This is a genomic window from Novosphingobium sp. BL-A-41-Hi4B-X5A, assembly GCF_055521705.1.
Map to the genome: position 1 here is coordinate 1,286,543 of NZ_CM145500.1, position 17,063 is coordinate 1,303,605.

Annotated in this window: 29 protein-coding genes; 6 read left to right on the forward strand and 23 right to left on the reverse strand. The window is 64.1% G+C overall.

The annotated features are described in order from the left end of the window. Nucleotides 1-73: 73 nt before the first annotated feature. From lpdA to ACZ1JY_RS05905, 5 genes are all read left to right on the forward strand, one after another. Nucleotides 74-1,474 (forward strand): dihydrolipoyl dehydrogenase, encoded by a 1,401-nt coding sequence (gene lpdA / locus ACZ1JY_RS05885; RefSeq protein WP_168903705.1) that lies wholly within the window; start codon nt 74-76, stop codon nt 1,472-1,474. Between the two features lie 141 nt (nt 1,475-1,615). Continuing rightward, entirely contained in the window at nt 1,616-1,951 is a 336-nt protein-coding gene (locus ACZ1JY_RS05890; protein ID WP_118073430.1) for a DUF6481 family protein, read from the forward strand. 54 nt (nt 1,952-2,005) lie between these two features. Beyond that, nucleotides 2,006-2,701: a spermidine synthase gene (locus tag ACZ1JY_RS05895; RefSeq protein WP_118073429.1), complete on the forward strand. Its 696-nt coding sequence runs from the start codon at nt 2,006-2,008 to the stop codon at nt 2,699-2,701. Between the two features lie 65 nt (nt 2,702-2,766). Continuing rightward, nucleotides 2,767-2,964, forward strand: coding sequence for a hypothetical protein (locus tag ACZ1JY_RS05900; protein WP_118073428.1), 198 nt, complete (start codon nt 2,767-2,769; stop codon nt 2,962-2,964). Between the two features lie 7 nt (nt 2,965-2,971). Then, nucleotides 2,972-3,616 (forward strand): trimeric intracellular cation channel family protein, encoded by a 645-nt coding sequence (locus ACZ1JY_RS05905; RefSeq protein ID WP_465130667.1) that lies wholly within the window; start codon nt 2,972-2,974, stop codon nt 3,614-3,616. Nucleotides 3,617-3,659: 43 nt separating this feature from the next. Here the strand turns inward: ACZ1JY_RS05905 and ACZ1JY_RS05910 are convergent, their stop codons facing one another. The 8 genes from ACZ1JY_RS05910 to ACZ1JY_RS05945 form a co-directional block, all read right to left on the reverse strand. Further along, on the reverse strand, nt 3,660-4,661 hold the full coding sequence (locus ACZ1JY_RS05910; RefSeq protein ID WP_465130668.1) for an NADPH:quinone oxidoreductase family protein: 1,002 nt from the start codon (nt 4,659-4,661) through the stop codon (nt 3,660-3,662). Between the two features lie 89 nt (nt 4,662-4,750). Continuing rightward, on the reverse strand, nt 4,751-5,359 hold the full coding sequence (gene leuD / locus ACZ1JY_RS05915; protein WP_465130669.1) for a 3-isopropylmalate dehydratase small subunit: 609 nt from the start codon (nt 5,357-5,359) through the stop codon (nt 4,751-4,753). A 165-nt stretch (nt 5,360-5,524) separates the two neighbouring features. Further along, nucleotides 5,525-5,686: an LPXTG cell wall anchor domain-containing protein gene (locus ACZ1JY_RS05920; RefSeq protein ID WP_156135865.1), complete on the reverse strand. Its 162-nt coding sequence runs from the start codon at nt 5,684-5,686 to the stop codon at nt 5,525-5,527. A gap of 60 nt (nt 5,687-5,746) precedes the next feature. Next, complete coding sequence (locus ACZ1JY_RS05925; protein WP_465130670.1) at nt 5,747-6,244, reverse strand: DNA-deoxyinosine glycosylase; 498 nt, start codon at nt 6,242-6,244, stop codon at nt 5,747-5,749. Continuing rightward, the gene (locus ACZ1JY_RS05930) at nt 6,241-7,323 is read right to left on the reverse strand and encodes a zinc ribbon domain-containing protein (RefSeq protein ID WP_465130671.1); all 1,083 of its coding nucleotides are present in this window, start codon (nt 7,321-7,323) and stop codon (nt 6,241-6,243) included. Before ACZ1JY_RS05930 ends, ACZ1JY_RS05925 begins: the two co-directional genes overlap by 4 nt. Nucleotides 7,324-7,511: 188 nt before the next feature. Further along, a complete protein-coding gene (locus ACZ1JY_RS05935) occupies nt 7,512-8,042 on the reverse strand; it encodes a hypothetical protein (RefSeq protein WP_162895986.1) in 531 nt (176 codons plus the stop codon). 7 nt (nt 8,043-8,049) lie between these two features. After that, nucleotides 8,050-9,489, reverse strand: a complete 1,440-nt coding sequence (gene leuC, locus ACZ1JY_RS05940; RefSeq protein ID WP_465130672.1) for a 3-isopropylmalate dehydratase large subunit — start codon at nt 9,487-9,489, stop codon at nt 8,050-8,052. 109 nt (nt 9,490-9,598) lie between these two features. Next, on the reverse strand, nt 9,599-9,979 hold the full coding sequence (locus ACZ1JY_RS05945) for a hypothetical protein (RefSeq protein ID WP_465130673.1): 381 nt from the start codon (nt 9,977-9,979) through the stop codon (nt 9,599-9,601). Nucleotides 9,980-10,115: 136 nt separating this feature from the next. Between ACZ1JY_RS05945 and ACZ1JY_RS05950 the strand changes: the two genes are divergently transcribed. Beyond that, the gene (locus ACZ1JY_RS05950; protein WP_465130674.1) at nt 10,116-10,631 is read left to right on the forward strand and encodes a sterol desaturase family protein; all 516 of its coding nucleotides are present in this window, start codon (nt 10,116-10,118) and stop codon (nt 10,629-10,631) included. Nucleotides 10,632-10,635: 4 nt separating this feature from the next. On the opposite strand, the gene ACZ1JY_RS05955 is transcribed toward ACZ1JY_RS05950, so the two are convergent. From ACZ1JY_RS05955 to ACZ1JY_RS06025, 15 genes are all read right to left on the reverse strand, one after another. Next, complete coding sequence (locus ACZ1JY_RS05955) at nt 10,636-11,025, reverse strand: hypothetical protein (RefSeq protein WP_465130675.1); 390 nt, start codon at nt 11,023-11,025, stop codon at nt 10,636-10,638. Between the two features lie 54 nt (nt 11,026-11,079). After that, on the reverse strand, nt 11,080-11,652 hold the full coding sequence (locus tag ACZ1JY_RS05960) for a hypothetical protein (protein ID WP_465130676.1): 573 nt from the start codon (nt 11,650-11,652) through the stop codon (nt 11,080-11,082). A gap of 65 nt (nt 11,653-11,717) precedes the next feature. Then, the gene (locus tag ACZ1JY_RS05965; RefSeq protein ID WP_465130677.1) at nt 11,718-12,779 is read right to left on the reverse strand and encodes an acyltransferase family protein; all 1,062 of its coding nucleotides are present in this window, start codon (nt 12,777-12,779) and stop codon (nt 11,718-11,720) included. Beyond that, nucleotides 12,776-13,126 (reverse strand): YbaN family protein, encoded by a 351-nt coding sequence (locus ACZ1JY_RS05970; protein ID WP_118073416.1) that lies wholly within the window; start codon nt 13,124-13,126, stop codon nt 12,776-12,778. The genes ACZ1JY_RS05965 and ACZ1JY_RS05970 overlap by 4 nt, the downstream gene beginning before the upstream one ends. Nucleotides 13,127-13,142: 16 nt before the next feature. Then, nucleotides 13,143-13,556: a SufE family protein gene (locus ACZ1JY_RS05975; RefSeq protein ID WP_465130678.1), complete on the reverse strand. Its 414-nt coding sequence runs from the start codon at nt 13,554-13,556 to the stop codon at nt 13,143-13,145. Nucleotides 13,557-13,732: 176 nt separating this feature from the next. Then, nucleotides 13,733-13,909, reverse strand: coding sequence for a hypothetical protein (locus ACZ1JY_RS05980; protein WP_465130679.1), 177 nt, complete (start codon nt 13,907-13,909; stop codon nt 13,733-13,735). After that, the gene (locus tag ACZ1JY_RS05985; protein ID WP_465130680.1) at nt 13,906-14,118 is read right to left on the reverse strand and encodes a hypothetical protein; all 213 of its coding nucleotides are present in this window, start codon (nt 14,116-14,118) and stop codon (nt 13,906-13,908) included. The genes ACZ1JY_RS05980 and ACZ1JY_RS05985 overlap by 4 nt, the downstream gene beginning before the upstream one ends. 19 nt (nt 14,119-14,137) lie before the next feature. Beyond that, nucleotides 14,138-14,383, reverse strand: a complete 246-nt coding sequence (locus ACZ1JY_RS05990) for a hypothetical protein (RefSeq protein ID WP_465130681.1) — start codon at nt 14,381-14,383, stop codon at nt 14,138-14,140. An 11-nt stretch (nt 14,384-14,394) separates the two neighbouring features. After that, nucleotides 14,395-14,667: a hypothetical protein gene (locus tag ACZ1JY_RS05995; protein WP_168903690.1), complete on the reverse strand. Its 273-nt coding sequence runs from the start codon at nt 14,665-14,667 to the stop codon at nt 14,395-14,397. Then, complete coding sequence (locus ACZ1JY_RS06000) at nt 14,664-14,966, reverse strand: hypothetical protein (protein WP_118073411.1); 303 nt, start codon at nt 14,964-14,966, stop codon at nt 14,664-14,666. The genes ACZ1JY_RS05995 and ACZ1JY_RS06000 overlap by 4 nt, the downstream gene beginning before the upstream one ends. Continuing rightward, nucleotides 14,963-15,247: a hypothetical protein gene (locus ACZ1JY_RS06005; protein WP_118073410.1), complete on the reverse strand. Its 285-nt coding sequence runs from the start codon at nt 15,245-15,247 to the stop codon at nt 14,963-14,965. The genes ACZ1JY_RS06000 and ACZ1JY_RS06005 overlap by 4 nt, the downstream gene beginning before the upstream one ends. A gap of 31 nt (nt 15,248-15,278) precedes the next feature. Then, entirely contained in the window at nt 15,279-15,653 is a 375-nt protein-coding gene (pspC, locus tag ACZ1JY_RS06010; RefSeq protein WP_039337341.1) for an envelope stress response membrane protein PspC, read from the reverse strand. Then, entirely contained in the window at nt 15,650-15,946 is a 297-nt protein-coding gene (pspB, locus tag ACZ1JY_RS06015) for an envelope stress response membrane protein PspB (RefSeq protein WP_039337340.1), read from the reverse strand. The genes pspC and pspB overlap by 4 nt, the downstream gene beginning before the upstream one ends. A gap of 3 nt (nt 15,947-15,949) precedes the next feature. Next, nucleotides 15,950-16,774 carry a phage shock protein PspA gene (pspA, locus tag ACZ1JY_RS06020; protein ID WP_465130682.1) on the reverse strand — a complete coding sequence of 275 codons (825 nt, stop codon included), beginning with the start codon at nt 16,772-16,774 and terminating at the stop codon, nt 15,950-15,952. Beyond that, nucleotides 16,774-16,932: a hypothetical protein gene (locus tag ACZ1JY_RS06025; protein WP_162895982.1), complete on the reverse strand. Its 159-nt coding sequence runs from the start codon at nt 16,930-16,932 to the stop codon at nt 16,774-16,776. The genes pspA and ACZ1JY_RS06025 overlap by 1 nt, the downstream gene beginning before the upstream one ends. Between the last annotated feature and the right edge of the window lie 131 nt (nt 16,933-17,063).

Consider the following 17,063-nt stretch of genomic DNA (forward strand, 5'->3'; position numbering starts at 1 on the left):
TACGGAACTGACTTGAATCTGAAGCCGTTCGTGCTGAGCTTGGCGCAGCACGAACGCGCAATGGAGCCGGAAAATGGCTGAATACGATTACGACGTCCTTGTCATCGGTGGTGGCCCCGGCGGTTATGTCGCGGCGATCCGCGCGGCGCAACTGGGCCTCAAGACCGCTTGTGCCGAAGGGCGCGAGACGCTGGGCGGAACCTGCCTCAACGTCGGTTGCATTCCCTCCAAGGCGCTGCTGCACGGCTCGGAGAAGTTCGACGAGGCGCGGAACGGCACGTTCGCCAGCTATGGCATCAAGACTGGCGCGGTCGAGCTCGATCTGGATGCGATGCAGGCGCAGAAGGCGGATTCGGTGAAGGGCCTGACCGGCGGCATCGAATTCCTGTTCAAGAAGAACAAGGTGACCTGGCTCAAGGGCTACGCTGCGTTCGAGGACGCGCACAGCGTGACCGTGGCTGGCCAGAAGGTCACCGCGAAGAACATCGTGATCGCCACCGGTTCGAGCGTTACTCCCCTGCCGGGCGTGACCGTGGACAACGATGCGGGCGTGATCGTCGACAGCACCGGTGCACTGGCGCTGAACCGCGTACCGAACCACATGGTGGTCATCGGTGGCGGCGTGATCGGGCTGGAACTCGGCTCGGTGTGGCGCCGCCTTGGTGCGAAGGTGACGGTCGTCGAATTTCTCGACCAGTTGCTGCCCGGCATGGACGGCGACGTGCGCAAGGAAGCCGCCAAGATCTTCAAGAAGCAGGGCATGGACATCAAGCTCGGCACGAAGGTGACCGGCGTTGCAGTGGAAGGCGGAAAGGCCACGCTGACTGTCGAGCCTGCAAAGGGCGGCGAGGCTGCGACCATCGAGGCTGACTGCGTGCTGGTGGCAATCGGGCGTCGGCCCAATGTCGACGGCCTCGGCCTCGACAAGATCGGGCTCGAACTGAACGCGCGCGGTCAGATCGAAACCGACCACGACTTTGCCACCAAGGTCCCGGGCGTTTGGGCCGTGGGCGACGTGATTCCGGGCCCGATGCTGGCTCATAAGGCCGAGGACGAAGGCATTGCCGTGGCCGAAAACATCGCCGGGCTCACCGGAATCGTGAACCATGACGTGATTCCCGGCGTAGTGTACACGATGCCTGAATTCGCCGGTGTCGGTCTTACGGAAGAGGCCGCGAAGGAAAAAGGCGAGATCAAGGTCGGCAAGTTCCCGATGCTCGCCAACAGCCGCGCCAAGACCAACCATGAGCCGGACGGCTTCGTGAAGGTGATCTCCGACGCCAAGACCGACCGCGTTCTGGGCGTGTGGTGCATTGCCTCGGTTGCCGGCACGATGATTGCGCAGGCGGCACAGGCGATGGAATTCGGCGCGACCAGCGAAGACATTGCCTATACCTGCCACGCGCACCCGACCCATTCGGAAGCGCTCAAGGAAGCGGCGATGGCGGTGACGGGCAAGCCGATTCACATGTGATCGGACTCACCTCAGCGAATACGGGGGCCGTCCTTCGGGGCGGCCCTTTTCGTTTGGGTCAGAAGCACTTGGCGTTGCGGCGTGACATTTGCCCCCTGCCCTGCTAGCGGCCAAGCGGAATAAGGAAAGCAAACGAATAACATGGCAGGTTACAAGGAACCCGGTCTTGGCGACCGTCGCGATGCTTCGGCACAGGCACGCGCCAAGGCTATCGAGGCGATGAAGGCCAAGGCGAAGGCGCCGGTGGACCCGGCAGTGCTGGCCGAGAAGATCGCCCGCGCCGAGGCCAAGGAAAAGGCCGAAGCGGAAAAGCGCGAGGCGGCTCGCCTCAAGCGCGAGGAAGAGAAGGCCGAGAAAGCCAAGCGCGCTGCCGAGCAGGCCAATGCCCCCGCGCCGCCAAGTGCGGAAGAGCTGGCAGCCGCGCAGAAGGCTGCCCGCGATGCCCGCTACGCCGCCCGCAAGGCGCGGAAGAAGTAGGCGTTGGACGCCGCCCTTCCGGTTCACGGAGCTTCACCCCACGCCCCTCCACCGATGTGGGAGCTGGAAGACGGCGACGAACTGATCGACACCTGCCGCGTGCCCGATGGTGCGAGGCTGCGGCTGGTACGCAATGGCGAGGACTTCGTCATCCTGCTCGACCGCAACGAATTGATGAGCACCGACGTCTGCGCTTCGGAAGTGCAGCTGGCGGAAATGACCTGCGCGCGCCTTGTCGGCCGTGACGATCTGCAGATGCTGATCGGTGGCTACGGATTGGGCTTCACCTTGCGGGCAGCACTTGCCGTGCTCGGTCCCAAGGCTGGCGTCACCGTGGCCGAGATCGTGCCGGAAATCGTTGCGTGGGCGCTTGGTCCGATGGCGCAGCTGACCGCCGGCTGCCTTGATGATCCGCGCGTGCAGCTGGTGCACGATGACGTGGCCATGCTGATCGATTCCGCGCGTGGTGGCTACGATGCGATCCTGCTCGATGTCGACAACGGCCCCGAAGGGCTGACGCGCATGATAAACGGGTGGCTCTATTCGCCCGACGGACTGGAAGCGGCATCCCGCGCGCTGCGGCCGGGCGGCATCCTTGCAGTGTGGTCTGCTTTCGAAGACCCGGCTTTCGTCGAACTGCTCGAGCAGGCGGGCTTTACCGTTGACGTGGCCAGCGTCGATGCCGGCGAAGAGCCGCGCGAAGGACGCAAGCCGCTACATCACGTGATCTTCTTCGCGACAAAAGCCTGAAGCTTTCGTTTGTGCCCTGCCGCCTGTGACGGTAACCGCAGGGTTTGAATCGAAGGAGTGCCACGATGGCCATCAAGCTGACCCTGACCGAAGACGAGACCGAAATCCTGATCGATGCTCTGGAAGCCGATCTCGAGGGCTATGTCGAAGCGGCGAAGGAAGCGCGCGGCAACAACAACCGCGAGGACGTCAAGACTTTCACCGAGGCAGCGACGCGCATCCAGGAGCTGAAGGGCAAGCTGGAAGCTTTGCTGGGCCAGTAAGGCCCGCATGCCCTCCCCGTTGCCCAACGCCGACCTTTCGGCACTGATCGGCCTGCTCGATCTTGTCGGCATTGCCGTTTTCGCCCTGACCGGCGCACTTCTGGCGGCGCAGCTCAGGCAGACATTCGTGACGATGGCGTTCTTTGCGCTGGTGACGGGCGTGGGCGGCGGGTCGGTTCGCGACCTGCTGATCGGCGCGCCGGTGTTCTGGGTGCGTGATCCGTGGGTGGCGCCAGTGTGCCTGGGCGTGGCGCTGGTGGCGTGGTTCACCCCGCACCGCTGGTGGGAGCGGCCAGTGCTGGAATGGGCCGACGCGGCGGGACTTGGCGCCTATGCCGTGTTGGGCACGGCCAAGGCGCTGGCGTTCGGCGTATCGCCTGTGCCGGCCGTGCTGATGGGTGTGATCACCGGCTGTGTCGGCGGCATCATCCGCGACGTGCTGGCAGGAAGGCCCTCGATCCTGATGCGGCCCGAACTTTACGTGACGGCGGCTGCGCTTTCCGCAGGGGTCTGTGCCGCCGGCGCGGCGCTGGGACTTGATCGCGGCATAGTCTGGCCGGTGGCTGCGCTGGCCGGCTTTGCGCTCAGAGGCGCAGCGATCTGGTGGAAGCTGGGGCTGCCCACCTACACCACTGCAGACCAGGACGGCTGAGGCCATCACCCCCTCCCCAAGAAGAGGAGGGGCGCTTGCATGGTCAGCCGATCATCTCGACTACGACCTTGCCCATGGCCTGACGGTTTTCGAGCAGGGCGATGGCTTCGCGCCCCTGATCGAGCGTGTAGCGCTGCGAGACGCGCGGGTTGATCTTGCCGGCCTTGAGCAGCGCAAAGAGTTCCTCGACCTCGGCCTTGAAGGCGGCAGGTTCGCGAGCGGTCCATGCGCCCCAGAACACGCCGCAGACGTCGCATGATTTGAGCAAGGTGAGATTGAGCGGAAGCCTGGCGATGCCGGCCGGGAAGCCGACGACGAGAAAGCGGCCTTCCCACGCGATCGCACGCAGGGCCGGTTCGGAATAATCGCCGCCGACGATATCGTAGACGATGTCCGCGCCATTCGGGCCGCAGGCTGCCTTGAGCTGTCCAGCCAGCGCCTTGGACTGGGCCTTGTCGAACGGCGGGCGGCCGTAGATCACGACATCGTCTGCGCCGGCGTCGCGTGCGACTTGTGCCTTTTCCTCGCTGGAGACGGCAGCGATCACCCGGGCGCCGAAGGCCTTGGCGAGTTCGACGGCGGAAAGTCCGACACCGCCTGCCGCGCCGAGGACCAGCACGGTATCACCAGCCTTGATGTGGCCGCGATCCTTGAGGCCGTGGATGGTGGTGCCGTAAGTCATCAACAACGAAGCGCCGGTGGCATAGTCGACGCCATCGGGCAGCGGGAACAGGCGCGCGACCGGGGCCACGACCTTTTCGGCCAAGCCGCCGTTGCCGATCATGGCGATTACGCGGTCTCCGACGGACCACCCGGTCACGCCCTCGCCCAATGCTTCAATTTCACCCGCGAGTTCGCTGCCGGGAGCGTAAGGTCGCTCGGGCTTGAACTGGTAGAGATCGCGGATCATCAGCGTGTCGGGGAAGTTGATCGAGCAGGCGTGGACGCGCACAAGCACTTCGCCCTTCCCCGGCACCGGATCGGGCAGGTCATCCATGACCAGGGTTTCGGGTCCGCCTGCAGCGTGGGTGCGCAGAGCCTTCATTTCACTTCTCCCAATAGTTGCGGATTCGATCCGCTCCGCATCAGGGAAGCAAGTTTTGCGCGCCTTGGGAAGCCCTGTTAAGTGCGCAGTTAAGCTGCCGCTACGGCATCCGTGCCACGCGCGAGGAAGGGCAGGCTGTCGCGCATCTTCGCTTCGTGCGTCGCGATGGCATCGCCCCGGGCCATGGTCAGGCCGACCTCGTCAAGGCCATTGAGCAGGCAGTGCTTGCGGAACGGGTCGATCTCGAAGGTGAAGCGATCCTGGAATGGCGTCGTCACCGTCTGGGTTTCAAGGTCGATCGAGACGGGATCGGTCTGCGCGACTTCCATCAGGCGGTCGATCGCCTCTTGCGGCAGCACGACGGTAAGGATGCCGTTCTTGAAGGCGTTGCCTGAGAAAATGTCGGAGAAGGAGGGTGCGATCACGGCCTTGATGCCCATGTCGCCCAGCGCCCAGGCGGCGTGTTCGCGGCTGGAGCCGCAGCCGAAGTTGTCACCGGCGATCAGGATCGGCGAGCCGGAAAATTCCACGCTGTCAAAGATGTTGTCAGGATCGGCGCGCAAGGCCTCGAACGCGCCCTTGCCGAGACCCTGACGGGTGATCGTCTTGAGCCACTTGGCAGGGATGATCACGTCGGTATCGACGTTCTTGCGGCCGAACGGGATGGCCCGTCCTTCGATCTGCTTCACCGGTTCCATGGCCGTCGCTATAGCTTGCCGGTTAGGCGATGCAATGGGCGAGATGGCGCAATATAGTTACGTGTCGGAGAGGTTGTGGATCCCGGCCTGCGCCGGGATGACGGAATTGAACCGTTCCCCCGTTCGTCGCTCCGGCGCAGGCCGCGGCCCATCGCCTGTGCAAACTCAGTCGGTCTCGGGCGCGTCGGCGGGCGGGGCCTTGGGTTCGGTCTTCTCTGCGCGTTCCTTGCGGCGCGACGCATAGAGCAGGGCTGCGGCCAGTGCTGCCGAGCCGATTGCCGCGCCCGCCATGGCTGCCTTGCCGGTCCAGTCCGTCTTCTTGGTCACGCTTGAGAACTCCTTGAAACGTGTAGCCAAGATTGGCCGGGCGTTCTGCGATTGCAAGGCTCAGGCGAGGAATTTCCGCAGCTTCGTCCATTCGCCAAGCTTCGCCTCATAGGTCAGCGAGGCGTGCGCCGGACTGCTGGATGGCAGCCGCAGGAGTTCGAAGGTCCCTCCCCCGGCCAGTTGCTGCGTGCCGATGCTGGCCGACTTGGCACCGTTGAAGGCGATGCATCGCAGTTGCGGGAGGGCGGCGGCAAGAGTGGCCAGCGCATTGGGCGCGACATCACGAATGGCGGTATCGAGGCTGCCCGAACGCGTGGCCGAACCGATCGAATCCCAAAGGCCGATGCGATGGGCGAGCAGGGTTTCGAGGCGGCGTTCATAGTCCTGCGCGACGAGATCGATGTCGACCACTGCGCCGACCAGCCGCCAGAACTGGTTGCGCGGATTGGCGTAATAGCGCGCGGCGGCAAGGCTCGCCTCACCCGGCAGGCTGCCGAGGATGAGGACACGGGTGTGCCGATCGACGACGGGAGCGAAGGAGGACTTGCGGATCGTCACGCCGGGGCTGGAGCGACGGTGTCTCGGGGTGCCTCGTCCTTCGCAGGCGTGCCGCAGGTCATGCAGAAGCGGAAGAAGGCCATCTTGCGTGTGTTGCAGCTGTGGCAGTGGTCGAACAGGGTCATGCCGCAGTGAACGCAGAAGTTGGCTTCGGCATCGCCGGTGGTCGAGATCGGACGGTCGCAGCCGGGGCAGACCTTGGCGGCCATCTTCTTGAACGCCTCGTCATGGCTGACGCGGGCGCGGCGTTCCTTTTCGGCTTGCGCCTCGACTTCCTGCCGGTGCGCGAGATAGGCGCGCATGTTCTTGATGAGGAAGTGCCCGGCGGCGAAAGTCAGGATGATGCCTACGGCATAGCGGATGTAGCCGCCGTAGCTCGGCAGGTAGGGCACGAGCTCGACGAAGAACACGAATACGGCAGCGAGCACGAAGCCGCGCATCAGCGGCCAGTGATCGCTCTTGCGCTTCTTCACCACCATCCATGCGGCCAGGCCAAGCATTGGCAGGGTGATCAGCAGCCGCAGGCCGAAAACCCGCAGTTCCTGCCAGAACATCGCGCGCTCCTGCGCCGGGATAGCGTCGGAGATCAGCTGGTTTTCGCGCAGGCGCAGCGTGCTTTCGCGCTGGTCGAGCGGGGCGCGCTCGTTCTCGAGGTTTGCAATCGCCTGCTGGATGCTGCGTTCGTTGGCCTTGAGCTGTTCGAGTTCGCGGGTGCGGGCGAGAACTTCGGGGTCCTGCGCCGGATTGGTCGTGGCGGTGCGCGCGGCGATCCAGGCCTTGAAGGTTTCGTTGGCGGTGCTGGACTGGCGCTGTGCCTGATCGAGCTGGAGGCGCTGGATTTCGAGCTTGTCGTCGATGGCAGTCTTGCTGTCGCCGATCTTGCGGATCTCGTCGCGGACCTGCCGGATCGCAGGGGAGTCGTCGGCGGGGGCGGTGTAAACCTGTTCCTCGACCATCGGCAGATCGCCGATGACGAGGTTGCCGAGGCCGACGATGAAACCGGCAAAGACGATGGAAACCGCCCAGAGCACGCCGCGATAGACGCGTTCGGGCACGCGCACGCCCTTGATCATGTCCATGGATCACCCCTCCTTGGTTGAGGAGAGGCTAAGCTTCGACTGGGGTGTTGTAAATTGCTGGCAATAGCTGCCACGCAGTTCCCCCTCACACCGCTCACCCTGAGCGTGTCGAAGGGTGCTCCCGCGGCCGCTGCGCCGGATGCTTCGACAAGCTCAGCATGAGCGGGTTTATTGGGGTTTGAGCAGGCTTACTTCTGGACCAGCGGGCTGACGGGATCGCGGGAGGATTCCCATTGCTGCCACTTGTCGCCAAGGCCAGTGTGATCAAGCGCGCCTTCGCGCATGGCGGCGGCGGCCTGTGCGGCGGGGAGCGGCGGGAGCGGGCCGTTGTCACCGAGCATGAGTTCGTCACCCAGCAGGCGGAAATCCTGCGGGCCGGGACGGAAGGCCTGCACCACGGTCATCACGCTGCCGCCGTACTGGACGACATCGATCACCAGCGCATCGACTTCGCCCGTGGGCGTCTCGACCTTGACCTGCCGGGCAATGGCGCAATCGGGCCATTGCGCCGCACCGCCTCCGATGAAGGCGCGGGCGGCAGCGTCCTGATCCTTGGGGCTGGCGCCGTCAAACGTCTGAAGCTGGCGGCTGCCATCGGCGCGCATGCACAGCGACTGTGGCTGGTAGTGGCCGCCGGGCGGCAGGTCCGACGCCGTCCAGAACGCGTGGGCCATGAGGAACCCGGCGAGCTGGAGCGCAGCTGTTGGAAGGCCTGCCACGGGCGCGTCAGTCGATCAGCTTGCGCACATCAGTCAACCGGCCGGTGACGGCGGCGGCGGCGGCCATTGCCGGGCTGACGAGATGGGTGCGCGCGCCGGGGCCCTGGCGGCCGACGAAGTTGCGGTTCGAGGTCGAGGCGCAGCGTTCGCCTGCAGGCACCTTGTCCGGGTTCATGCCGAGGCAGGCCGAACAGCCCGGTTCGCGCCATTCGAAACCGGCCTCGGTGAAGATGCGGTCAAGCCCTTCGTCCTCGGCCTGCTGCTTGACGAGGCCGGAGCCGGGGACAACGATTGCCCACTTGACGTTGTCGGCCTTCTTGCGGCCCTTGAGGATGGCGGCGGCGGCGCGCATATCCTCGATCCGGCTGTTGGTGCACGAGCCGATGAAGATGTTCTGGACTTCGACGTCTTCCATGCGCTGGCCCGGCGTCAGGCCCATATAGGCGAGGCTGGCCTTGGCGGCTTCCTGCTTGGAAGGGTCGGCGAAGCTTTCCGGCGCGGGGACGAGGCCGCTGATCGGCAGGACGTCCTCGGGACTGGTGCCCCAGGTGACCGACGGCGCGATGTCCTTGGCGTCGATCACCACGACCTTGTCATACGTGGCGCCGGGATCGGTGGCGAGGCTGGTCCACCAGGCGACGGCCTTGTCCCAGTCCTCGCCCTTCGGGGCATAGGGACGACCCTTGAGGTAGGCGAAGGTCTTTTCATCGGGCGCGCACAGGCCAGCGCGGGCGCCGTGTTCGATCGCCATGTTCGAGATGGTCAGGCGGCCTTCGATGGAAAGGTCGCGGATGACCTGCCCTGTATATTCGATGACCGAGCCGGTGCCGCCCGCCGCGCCGAGCACGCCGGTAATGTGCAGGACGACGTCCTTGGCGGTGACGCCGGGCATCAGCGTGCCTTCGACGCGCACTTCCATGGACTTCGACTGCTTGAGCAACAGCGTCTGCGTCGCGAGCACATGCTCGACCTCGCTGGTGCCGATGCCGAAGGCCAATGCGCCAAGGCCGCCGTGGCAGGCAGTATGGCTGTCACCGCAGACGATGGTGGCGCCGGGGAGCGAGAAGCCCTGCTCCGGCCCTACAACGTGGACGATGCCTTGTTCGGCGTCGGCATCGCCGATGTAGCGGATGCCGAAAGCGGGCGCGTTGCGCTCCAGCGCTTCGAGCTGCTGCGCGGACTCAGGGTCGGCAATCGGCACGCGCTGGCCGTTAGCGGTGCGGCGCGCGGTGGTGGGCAGGTTATGGTCGGGCACCGCGAGCGTGAGATCGGGGCGGCGCACCTTGCGACCGGCGGCGCGCAAGGCCTCGAAAGCCTGCGGGCTGGTCACTTCGTGGACGAGGTGACGGTCGATATAGATGAGCGCGGTGCCATCATCGCGCTGTTCGACGACGTGGGCGTCCCAGATCTTCTGGTAGAGCGTGCGGGGATTTGCGGTGTTCGACATGGCACAAGCGGTTAGGCCCGCCCTCCCCGCAATTCAAGCAGGAAAGGGCGGGCCGGGAGGCCCCAAGGCGCAATTTTGTTACGCCTCTGGAACATTATCCGCCAATCGATCAGCCGCGGCGCCCGTCACGATCCCACTTCTCGGCGCGAAGGCGCTGGGTAATGCTGGCAACGCGGCGTTCGAGCGTGCGGTATTCGCCCGACGACAGGCCGCGATCGGCGTAGCGGTTGTAGGTGGCCTTCAGGTCACGGGCATCGCGGCGCAGGCCCTGGGCTTCGCGCGGCGAGATGGCGCGGTTGCGCTGGGCGCGGTCGATGCGGTTGTCGAGCTGCCAGATGTCGCGGCGGATGTCGGCATTGCGGCCAGGCGTCATGTAGGCGGCTTCAGCGCGGTTACCGCCCGGATAGCGGTCATTGTCATGGGCGAGCGCCGGGGTGGCGACGCCTGCGACAAGGGTGGAAAGGACAACGGCGAAAACGGTCTTGCGCATGGGATAAGCTCCTCATTGGTCTGTGAGGAGAAAGTGCCGTCCGGCGGCTGAACGGCAGAAAAACGAGCCGTCGCGACTTTCGGGCAAAGTGTAAGAATGTGTCGCGGGGGCCGACGAGGCGTTGTAAGGGAGCGCCATGCAGACGCTTGTTGCCTTGTTCATCATTGTTGCCACGGTGCTGGTCATGGAATTCGTGGCATGGTCGAGCCACAAGTATGTGATGCACGGGTTCGGCTGGGGCTGGCATCGTGACCATCACGAACCGCACGACGGGTTCTTCGAGAAGAACGACCTTTACGCCGTGGTTGGGGCCGCGATCTCGATCAGCTTCTTCATCCTCGGCAGCCCGCTGGTGATGGGCGCAGAGGCGTGGTGGCCGGCGACGTTCATTGGGCTTGGCGTCATGGCCTATGGCGCGATCTATACGCTGGTGCACGATGGCCTCGTCCACCAGCGCTGGTTCCGCTGGGTGCCGAAGAAGGGCTATGCCAAGCGGCTCGTGCAGGCCCACAAGCTGCACCATGCGACGATTGGCAAGGAAGGCGGGGTGAGCTTCGGCTTCATCTTCGCGCGCGATCCGCAAGTGCTGAAGAAGGAACTGCGGGCGCAGCGCGAGCAGGGGATCGCGGTGTTGCGTGAGGCGGTGGATTGACTTCCTAACTCGCCCAGATGAACCGAACGAGCGCCATCGAAAACGCGAACAGGTAAGCGTACCCGAAGCTGTCGAGACGGACGAGCAGCTGGCCCCGCTTGTTTCGAGCCTTGCCAATCAGAGCCATAACTGCACCGATGGCGAGAGGCGTGACCACAAGGTTGGTTGCGCGAAACGCAGGGTCCCGGATGGCCGAGGCCGGGAACAGAAACAGGCTGATCCCACCCGCAATCAATCCCCATAAAGTATATCCCACAACCGAGAACGCGGGAGTACGTGGCTTTCGAAGCGGATCTGCCATTGCACGCAGGCCAAGCTCCGCAAGTAGCTCGAACAGCACCTGCAGCAGTATTTCTCCGAAGATCTGGAAAATGAGTTCGAAGACAAGCTCCATAAGAATGGATGAATACGATGGTTCGAGAATTCGACAAGACCGTCTTGTCACATTTTAGGCCAGCCTGATCTCGTTCAGCACGCCCTTGGCCAGATTGCGGAAGCGCAGGGCGTCGGAGACGGAGAGGGACTGGGCGTGGGCGGCGGCGTTGCGCAAGCGTCGCATCTCTTCGATCATGCCGACGGTGCGGGCAGGCAGGATGCCGCGTTTTTGCAGGGTGCGGCCAGCCTCAGACGCGTCGGGATTGGCCACGGCATGTTCGCTGGCAAGCGATTGCAACGCCTCTTCCACGCCGGACCATGAATCAAGCACGGCGGCACCGGGCGAGAGATCAAGCAGCTTGAGGAAGCGGGCGTGATCGCCGGTCAGGGCAATTTCGGGGCCGCCAGGCTCAGGCGGCGCCGGGCTGGCTTCGGATTCGAGGCGGTCGAGCCGTTGCGCAAAACGGGCGGACTTGTCCCCCCAGCTCAGTTCATCGAGCCGCGCCAGCAGCGCAAGCAGCGGTCGGCGGAAGATCAGCGCAATGACCAGAGCGGACAGTGGCCAGGCAAGTGCGGTGACGAGACTGGCCGCAAAGGCGGGCCAATCGGTCCCTGAACCGGCGCTCTCGAGCGTGAGTTTGAACATGCCGACTCCGTAATCCGAGCAGGCAGGCAATCTATCTGAAATGGAACAAAAAGAGAACTTGCAATTCAGGCTATGGGTACGACCCGGCTTCTCAGCCACTGCGAAAGCGGCCTTTCGAAAAGCAGATGGACAATCACGGCAGCAACGAGAGACATGACAAGAACCAGAACGACGAAGATTGCTTCCTCGGTTGCGCCGTAGGGCAGGCGAAAATGCCGCCAGCCCATCTGGCTGACCATCATCACCGGCATGTGGACGATATAGAGGGCGTAGGAGATATCGCCGCCGAAGTTCCAGAACCGGGCATCCGATCCCCCAGATCTGGTGGGCACCAGCACCATCGCGGCAAGCAGAAGCCAACTGCCGCCGCCCCAGAACAGAACGCGCAGCCAGCCGCTCATGTCCGCCCCTGGCATGACGAGGGGCGAGAGGAGCAGGCTGGCGGCGAGCGCTAGCGCGCACAGGCGCACGCGCGGCTGGAATTGCCACCCTCCCCGGTAGATCAGCGCCAGCATCGTGCCGCCGGACAGTTCGAGGATGATCGGCGATGACCAGTTGGCGAGGGGCTGCGGCAGATCGAGCAATGATCCAGCCAGAACCAGCAGGAACAGGATGACTGCCGTGCGTCGGACAGTGGCAGAAGCATCCTTCGCCATTGCCAGCGCGACAACGAAATAGAACAGCATCTCGAAGTTCAGCGTCCAGCCCACCTCGAGCGGTGGCACGATGCGCCCGTGCGCGGTGTTCGATGCGTAAGGCACGAACAGCATGGCATGCACCATGCTCTGCCAATCGGGTGCGGGCGGGAAGCGCAGGCTCCACAGCAGCACGAACAGCAACCCCGCCCAGTACAGCGGAACCACGCGAATGATCCGACGCAGGGCAAATGTGCGAACAGCGCCGGCTTTGCCGAAAAGTTTTTCTGACGACAGCACGATCACGAAACCGGAGATCACGAAAAACAGGTCGACGCCGAAGTTGCCGATCGCGGCCAATGCTGGTCGCTCCAGGCCGACACCGACGAACTGCCCAAGCCAGAATGCAAATATCTCGGCATGCATGCCGGCAACGGCAATGGCAGCAATGAAGCGGAGTGCCTGAATCGCAACGATGCGCTCCTGGCTCACTCTGCCCGCGTCCATATCCAGGTGCCGGTGATAGCCATGACCGCAGAGGGAATGAGCACCCAAGGCCAGCCTGCTGTCACGCCGGTCAGGACCACGCTGACGCCCATGGCGATCAGCGCGCCGGTCTTGGCCTTGCGCGAAATCGCGCGGCGCTCACGCCATTGGCGCAAGGGTGGGCCATAGCGCGGGTGGTCGAGCAGGCGCTGCTCCCAGGCGGGGTTGGAGCGGGCAAAGCAGAAGGTGGCAAGAAGCAGGAACGGGACCGTCGGCAGGATCGGCAGGAACGCGCCGACCGCTCCCAGCGCCACGCTGATCACGCCGCCTGCGAGATAGAGGTGGCGGCGCAAGTCCCCTGCCCTGCCGTCAGGCCGTGGCGGCTATGCGCGCGGCGTGATCGCGCACCAGTGCGATCATGTTGGGAACGCCTTGGGTGCGGTTGGACGAGAGTTGCTTCTTGAGATCGAAGGGCGCGAGTTCTTCGGCAATGTCCGTTTCGGCAACCTCGGCGGCGGGCCTGTCCTGTACGGCGGCAAGGACGAGCGCGACGATGCCCTTGGTGATCGCGGCGTTGCTGTCGGCCAGGAAGTGCAGTTTGCCGCCCTCGGCTTGTGTCGGATAGACCCAGACGCTGGCAGAACAGCCGCGCACGAGCGTGGCATCGGTCTTGAGCGCATCGGGCATGTCCTCAAGCTCGCGCCCGAGCTCTATCAGCAGACGATAGCGCTCGTCGCCGTCAAGGAATTCGTACTCTTCGAGGATGTCTTCAAGGCTGCGCATGGGCACGCATTAGCGGTCAGTGCCGGGTGCGTCCATGGGCTGAGTGGGCAGAATCGGTTAGCACTTTCGAGCGTCATCCCGGCGAAGGCCGGGATCCACTCCGCTGACGTCATACCTAACCGCGAGGTCATGGGCCCCGGCCTGCGCCGGGGCGACGATGGTTGAGAGGTTGCACGCTAGCCAGAGATGCCACCGGGACGCGTGAGGGCGTACCAGATCACGTAGATCCACGAGAGTACGCCATGGATCAGCGCCCAGACGATCGACTTGTGCAGGCTCCACGAAATGGTGATTGCGATGGCCGAACCGAGGCCGATGCCGGCCTTGGCGGCACCTTCGGTGTGGCGGCTCAAAGGTCCACGCCCGAGGCGATGGCTTCAAGCTTTCGCAGACGCTCGCGCATGTCGGCGAGTTCGATGAGGCTGCCGGCATCGCCCGTTTCCGTGCGTTCAAGCTCCATGCGCTTGAGGGCGAGCCAGCCGTCCCAGCCGCGCAGGGCGGCAAGGGCAACCATGGCGAGGCCAGTGAGACCGGAGAGGGAGAGAACGAGATCGGAGGACATGGTTGGATGCTCCTTTTCGTCAGCGGTCGCGCAGCGACTCAATCTCACGCGAGAGGCGGTGGGTTTCCCCTTCGTTGGTGGCGATGCGTTCCAGGACTTCGAGCCGCTTGCGCAAGTCCGAGACTTCACGTTCGAGGCTGGCGGTGTAGGCGGGGTCGATCGGCGGTTGCTGCATGATGCCCGCCCGATAGCGATCCCGGTTTGTGCGAATGATGACGAAGGCGATGATCGCGATGACCGCGACGATGGTTGATCCGGGGCCCACTTGTTGCGTCCTCAGTTGACCTTGACGTCGCGCAGGTTCTCGATCTGCAGCGCGAGGTCGGAATTGTTTTCGGTGGCGATACGTTCGAGCACGCGGACGCGCTGTTCAAGGCGCTCGGCCTGAGCGGCGTACTGGGCGGCCTTCTCGGCCGTCTGCTTCGAGAGCAGTTCAAGTTCGCGTTCCCTGAAAGCGAGGCGACGCTTGTAGATGTCCGAGCCGATACCGAGCACGATCGGCAGGACGATGACCATGAACACCAGCGCCAGGATGACATCTTCGTTCATTGCATCTTCTCCTGAGCGGGGCGCAGTGCCTCGATCTGGCGAGAGACGTCGAAACCGCTGTCGGTGACGATGGCCTCGACATTGGCGAGGCGCTGGTGCGTCTTGTCCAGCTGGTCGCGCAGGAAGGCGTTCTCCTCGCGCAGCTTGGCATAGGCCTCCTGATCGGCCCGATCGGTCTTGCCGCCCCATTCGTCCTCAAGGGCATAGCCGTGGCGCGCACGGATCCAGTTGTTGATCACCCAGCCGCCCGTGGAGATGGCGATGATTGCCAGGACGAATTCGGGGCCGGCCCAGTTCATTGCGGCCTCCGGTCTTCGAGCGCGGCCGTATCGCGGCGGAGCGCTTCGATCTGCGCGGCGGTATCGAAACCCTTGTCGGTGACGATGGCTTCGAGGACACGGACGCGCTCTTCGAGTGCCCGGGTGTGCTGGGCGTATTGCGCGGCCTTCTCTGCGCTCAGTTCGGCTGTCGCATTGATCTGCATCTCCGCAATCTTGGTGCGGTGCTTGGTCCAGATCGCCACGATCGGGATCATCAGTGCGATGATCGGAATCAGAGGCCCAATAGTTTCAGGTCCCATGGCTCAAGTCCCCCTCAGGACGGTTGTGTTCTTAGCGCAGCTTCTCGATCTCGGCCGAGAGGCGCGGGTTGGAATTGACGTAGAAGCTTTCGACGTCGGCCAGGCGGCGGTCGATATCGCGGAACTCGGCGCGAACTTCGCGGGCGGTGCGGGCGGGCGACTGGCGGACGCGCTGCCAGAACTGCTGCTCCTGACGGTCACCGTAGAGGTTCGCAGGCTTCTTGTTCGCAAGGAAGCCGAGGGCAAAGTAGACCAGGAACGGCCAGCCCATCGAACATGCCAGGATCAGAAAGCCGAGGCGGACCCAAAGCACGTCAACCCCGGTGTAATCGGCAACTCCGGCGCAGACGCCCATGAACTTGCCGTTGACCTTGTCGCGATAAAAGCGGGTGCGGGGGCTGTTCACTTCGAGGTCCTTCCCTGTTCGGCGAAAAGGCGATCCAGTTCGCGCAGTTTCTGATTGTCGGTTTCGCGATCATGCACGATGCGTGCAGGCCGGAATTCGGGATTGTCGGCAGCGACGAGGCGCTCGACCGTGTCCATGCGCTCATCAAGCCGGCGGGCGAGCTGGTAGAGCTCTTCCAGCAGCGCCTCGTCCCCGTTGGTAAGCGTGGCTGCCGTCTTCCACTTGGTGATGTAGTGGAAAATGATCCACGGGAGGCCAAGGAAAATGGCAGCAATTGCAACGACGTCTTCCATGGCTCAGCCTTCCTTTCCGAGCTGGCGCTTCATCGCTTCGAGTTCCTCGTCGATCTTGTCCTGGCCGGCGAGCGCGGCGATCTCGTCCGCAAGGCTGGGGCGGGAATTGCCATCGGCGAGGCTGAGCGCATCGGCGCGGCCTTCGGCATAATCGACGCGGCGTTCGAGCTGGTCGAAGCGAGCCATGGCTTCATCGACCCGCTCGTTGGCGAGCAGCGAGCGCAGGCGGACGCGGTTCTCGGCGCTTTCGAGGCGCGCGGCGATCGCGGTCTGCCGGCTGCGGGCTTCGCGCAGGCGGGTCTGCAGCTTCTCGATGTCCTGCTCGTAGGCGCGCATCGCATCGTCGAGCACAGTGATCTCGGTCTTGAGCTGGTCGGCCATGTCAGCGGCCTTCTTCTTCTCGACCAGAGCGGCACGGGCCAGGTCCTCGCGGTCCTTCGACAGGGCGAGCTGGGCCTTTTCCGCCCAATCTGCCTGGAGGCGTTCCAGCTTGGACACGTGACGGCCCATCTCCTTCTGATCGGCGATGGTACGGGCAGCCGAGGCGCGGACTTCGACCAGCGTCTCCTCCATCTCCATGATGATCATCCGGATCATCTTGGCAGGATCGTCAGCCTTATCAAGCAAGTCGTTGAAATTGGCTGCAATGATGTCGCGCGTCCGCGAAAAGATACCCATCAGGTTTACTCCGGGAGTGAAGAGGGGGCGGGATTGGCCATTCCCGCCACCATTGCTGAAATTGCGCAGGCGATCCAGTTCCGCATCGAGCCGGGTGGTGCGGGCACCTTCCACGCGCTCGGAGCGAATCGGGGTAAGTTCGTCGGCCATCATGCCAGCTCACCGGTGATGGCGGCGGTGGAAGCCATGACGCTGGGAACCGCGTTCACCTGCTGGGTCAGGGCAAAGCAGCACATCACGACCATCGCACCGATGCTGGCGAGGCTGGCGCGGCCGAGCGAGGTGGAGAAAAAGCGGGCGGTGTACATTTTCGTGACCTTTCGGCGGGTTACTTGTCAGTTGGTCCGGCTTGCCGCCGGGTTGTTCATGGTAGAGCAAGGGGTGTGCCAAACTGCGAAGGGCGCAGAATTCCGCCACTTTTCGAGAGTCACCCACCTTT

Bases quoted from the DNA above. Each gene is read 5' to 3' on its own strand.
- ACZ1JY_RS06005 (WP_118073410.1), bottom strand. From the start codon at position 15,247: ATGGGACCTGAAACTATTGGGCCTCTGATTCCGATCATCGCACTGATG.
- ACZ1JY_RS05910 (WP_465130668.1), bottom strand. From the start codon at position 4,661: ATGAAGGCTCTGCGCACCCACGCTGCAGGCGGACCCGAAACCCTGGTC.
- ACZ1JY_RS05945 (WP_465130673.1), bottom strand. From the start codon at position 9,979: ATGCGCAAGACCGTTTTCGCCGTTGTCCTTTCCACCCTTGTCGCAGGC.
- ACZ1JY_RS05905 (WP_465130667.1), top strand. From the start codon at position 2,972: ATGCCCTCCCCGTTGCCCAACGCCGACCTTTCGGCACTGATCGGCCTG.
- pspA (WP_465130682.1), bottom strand. From the start codon at position 16,774: ATGGCCGACGAACTTACCCCGATTCGCTCCGAGCGCGTGGAAGGTGCC.
- ACZ1JY_RS05890 (WP_118073430.1), top strand. From the start codon at position 1,616: ATGGCAGGTTACAAGGAACCCGGTCTTGGCGACCGTCGCGATGCTTCG.
- ACZ1JY_RS05960 (WP_465130676.1), bottom strand. From the start codon at position 11,652: ATGTTCAAACTCACGCTCGAGAGCGCCGGTTCAGGGACCGATTGGCCC.
- ACZ1JY_RS05985 (WP_465130680.1), bottom strand. From the start codon at position 14,118: ATGTCCTCCGATCTCGTTCTCTCCCTCTCCGGTCTCACTGGCCTCGCC.
- lpdA (WP_168903705.1), top strand. From the start codon at position 74: ATGGCTGAATACGATTACGACGTCCTTGTCATCGGTGGTGGCCCCGGC.
- ACZ1JY_RS05975 (WP_465130678.1), bottom strand. From the start codon at position 13,556: ATGCGCAGCCTTGAAGACATCCTCGAAGAGTACGAATTCCTTGACGGC.
- pspB (WP_039337340.1), bottom strand. From the start codon at position 15,946: ATGGAAGACGTCGTTGCAATTGCTGCCATTTTCCTTGGCCTCCCGTGG.
- leuC (WP_465130672.1), bottom strand. From the start codon at position 9,489: ATGTCGAACACCGCAAATCCCCGCACGCTCTACCAGAAGATCTGGGAC.
- leuD (WP_465130669.1), bottom strand. From the start codon at position 5,359: ATGGAACCGGTGAAGCAGATCGAAGGACGGGCCATCCCGTTCGGCCGC.
- ACZ1JY_RS05955 (WP_465130675.1), bottom strand. From the start codon at position 11,025: ATGGAGCTTGTCTTCGAACTCATTTTCCAGATCTTCGGAGAAATACTG.
- ACZ1JY_RS05895 (WP_118073429.1), top strand. From the start codon at position 2,006: ATGTGGGAGCTGGAAGACGGCGACGAACTGATCGACACCTGCCGCGTG.
- ACZ1JY_RS05930 (WP_465130671.1), bottom strand. From the start codon at position 7,323: ATGGACATGATCAAGGGCGTGCGCGTGCCCGAACGCGTCTATCGCGGC.
- ACZ1JY_RS05950 (WP_465130674.1), top strand. From the start codon at position 10,116: ATGCAGACGCTTGTTGCCTTGTTCATCATTGTTGCCACGGTGCTGGTC.
- ACZ1JY_RS05900 (WP_118073428.1), top strand. From the start codon at position 2,767: ATGGCCATCAAGCTGACCCTGACCGAAGACGAGACCGAAATCCTGATC.
- ACZ1JY_RS06025 (WP_162895982.1), bottom strand. From the start codon at position 16,932: ATGTACACCGCCCGCTTTTTCTCCACCTCGCTCGGCCGCGCCAGCCTC.
- ACZ1JY_RS05995 (WP_168903690.1), bottom strand. From the start codon at position 14,667: ATGAACGAAGATGTCATCCTGGCGCTGGTGTTCATGGTCATCGTCCTG.
- ACZ1JY_RS06000 (WP_118073411.1), bottom strand. From the start codon at position 14,966: ATGAACTGGGCCGGCCCCGAATTCGTCCTGGCAATCATCGCCATCTCC.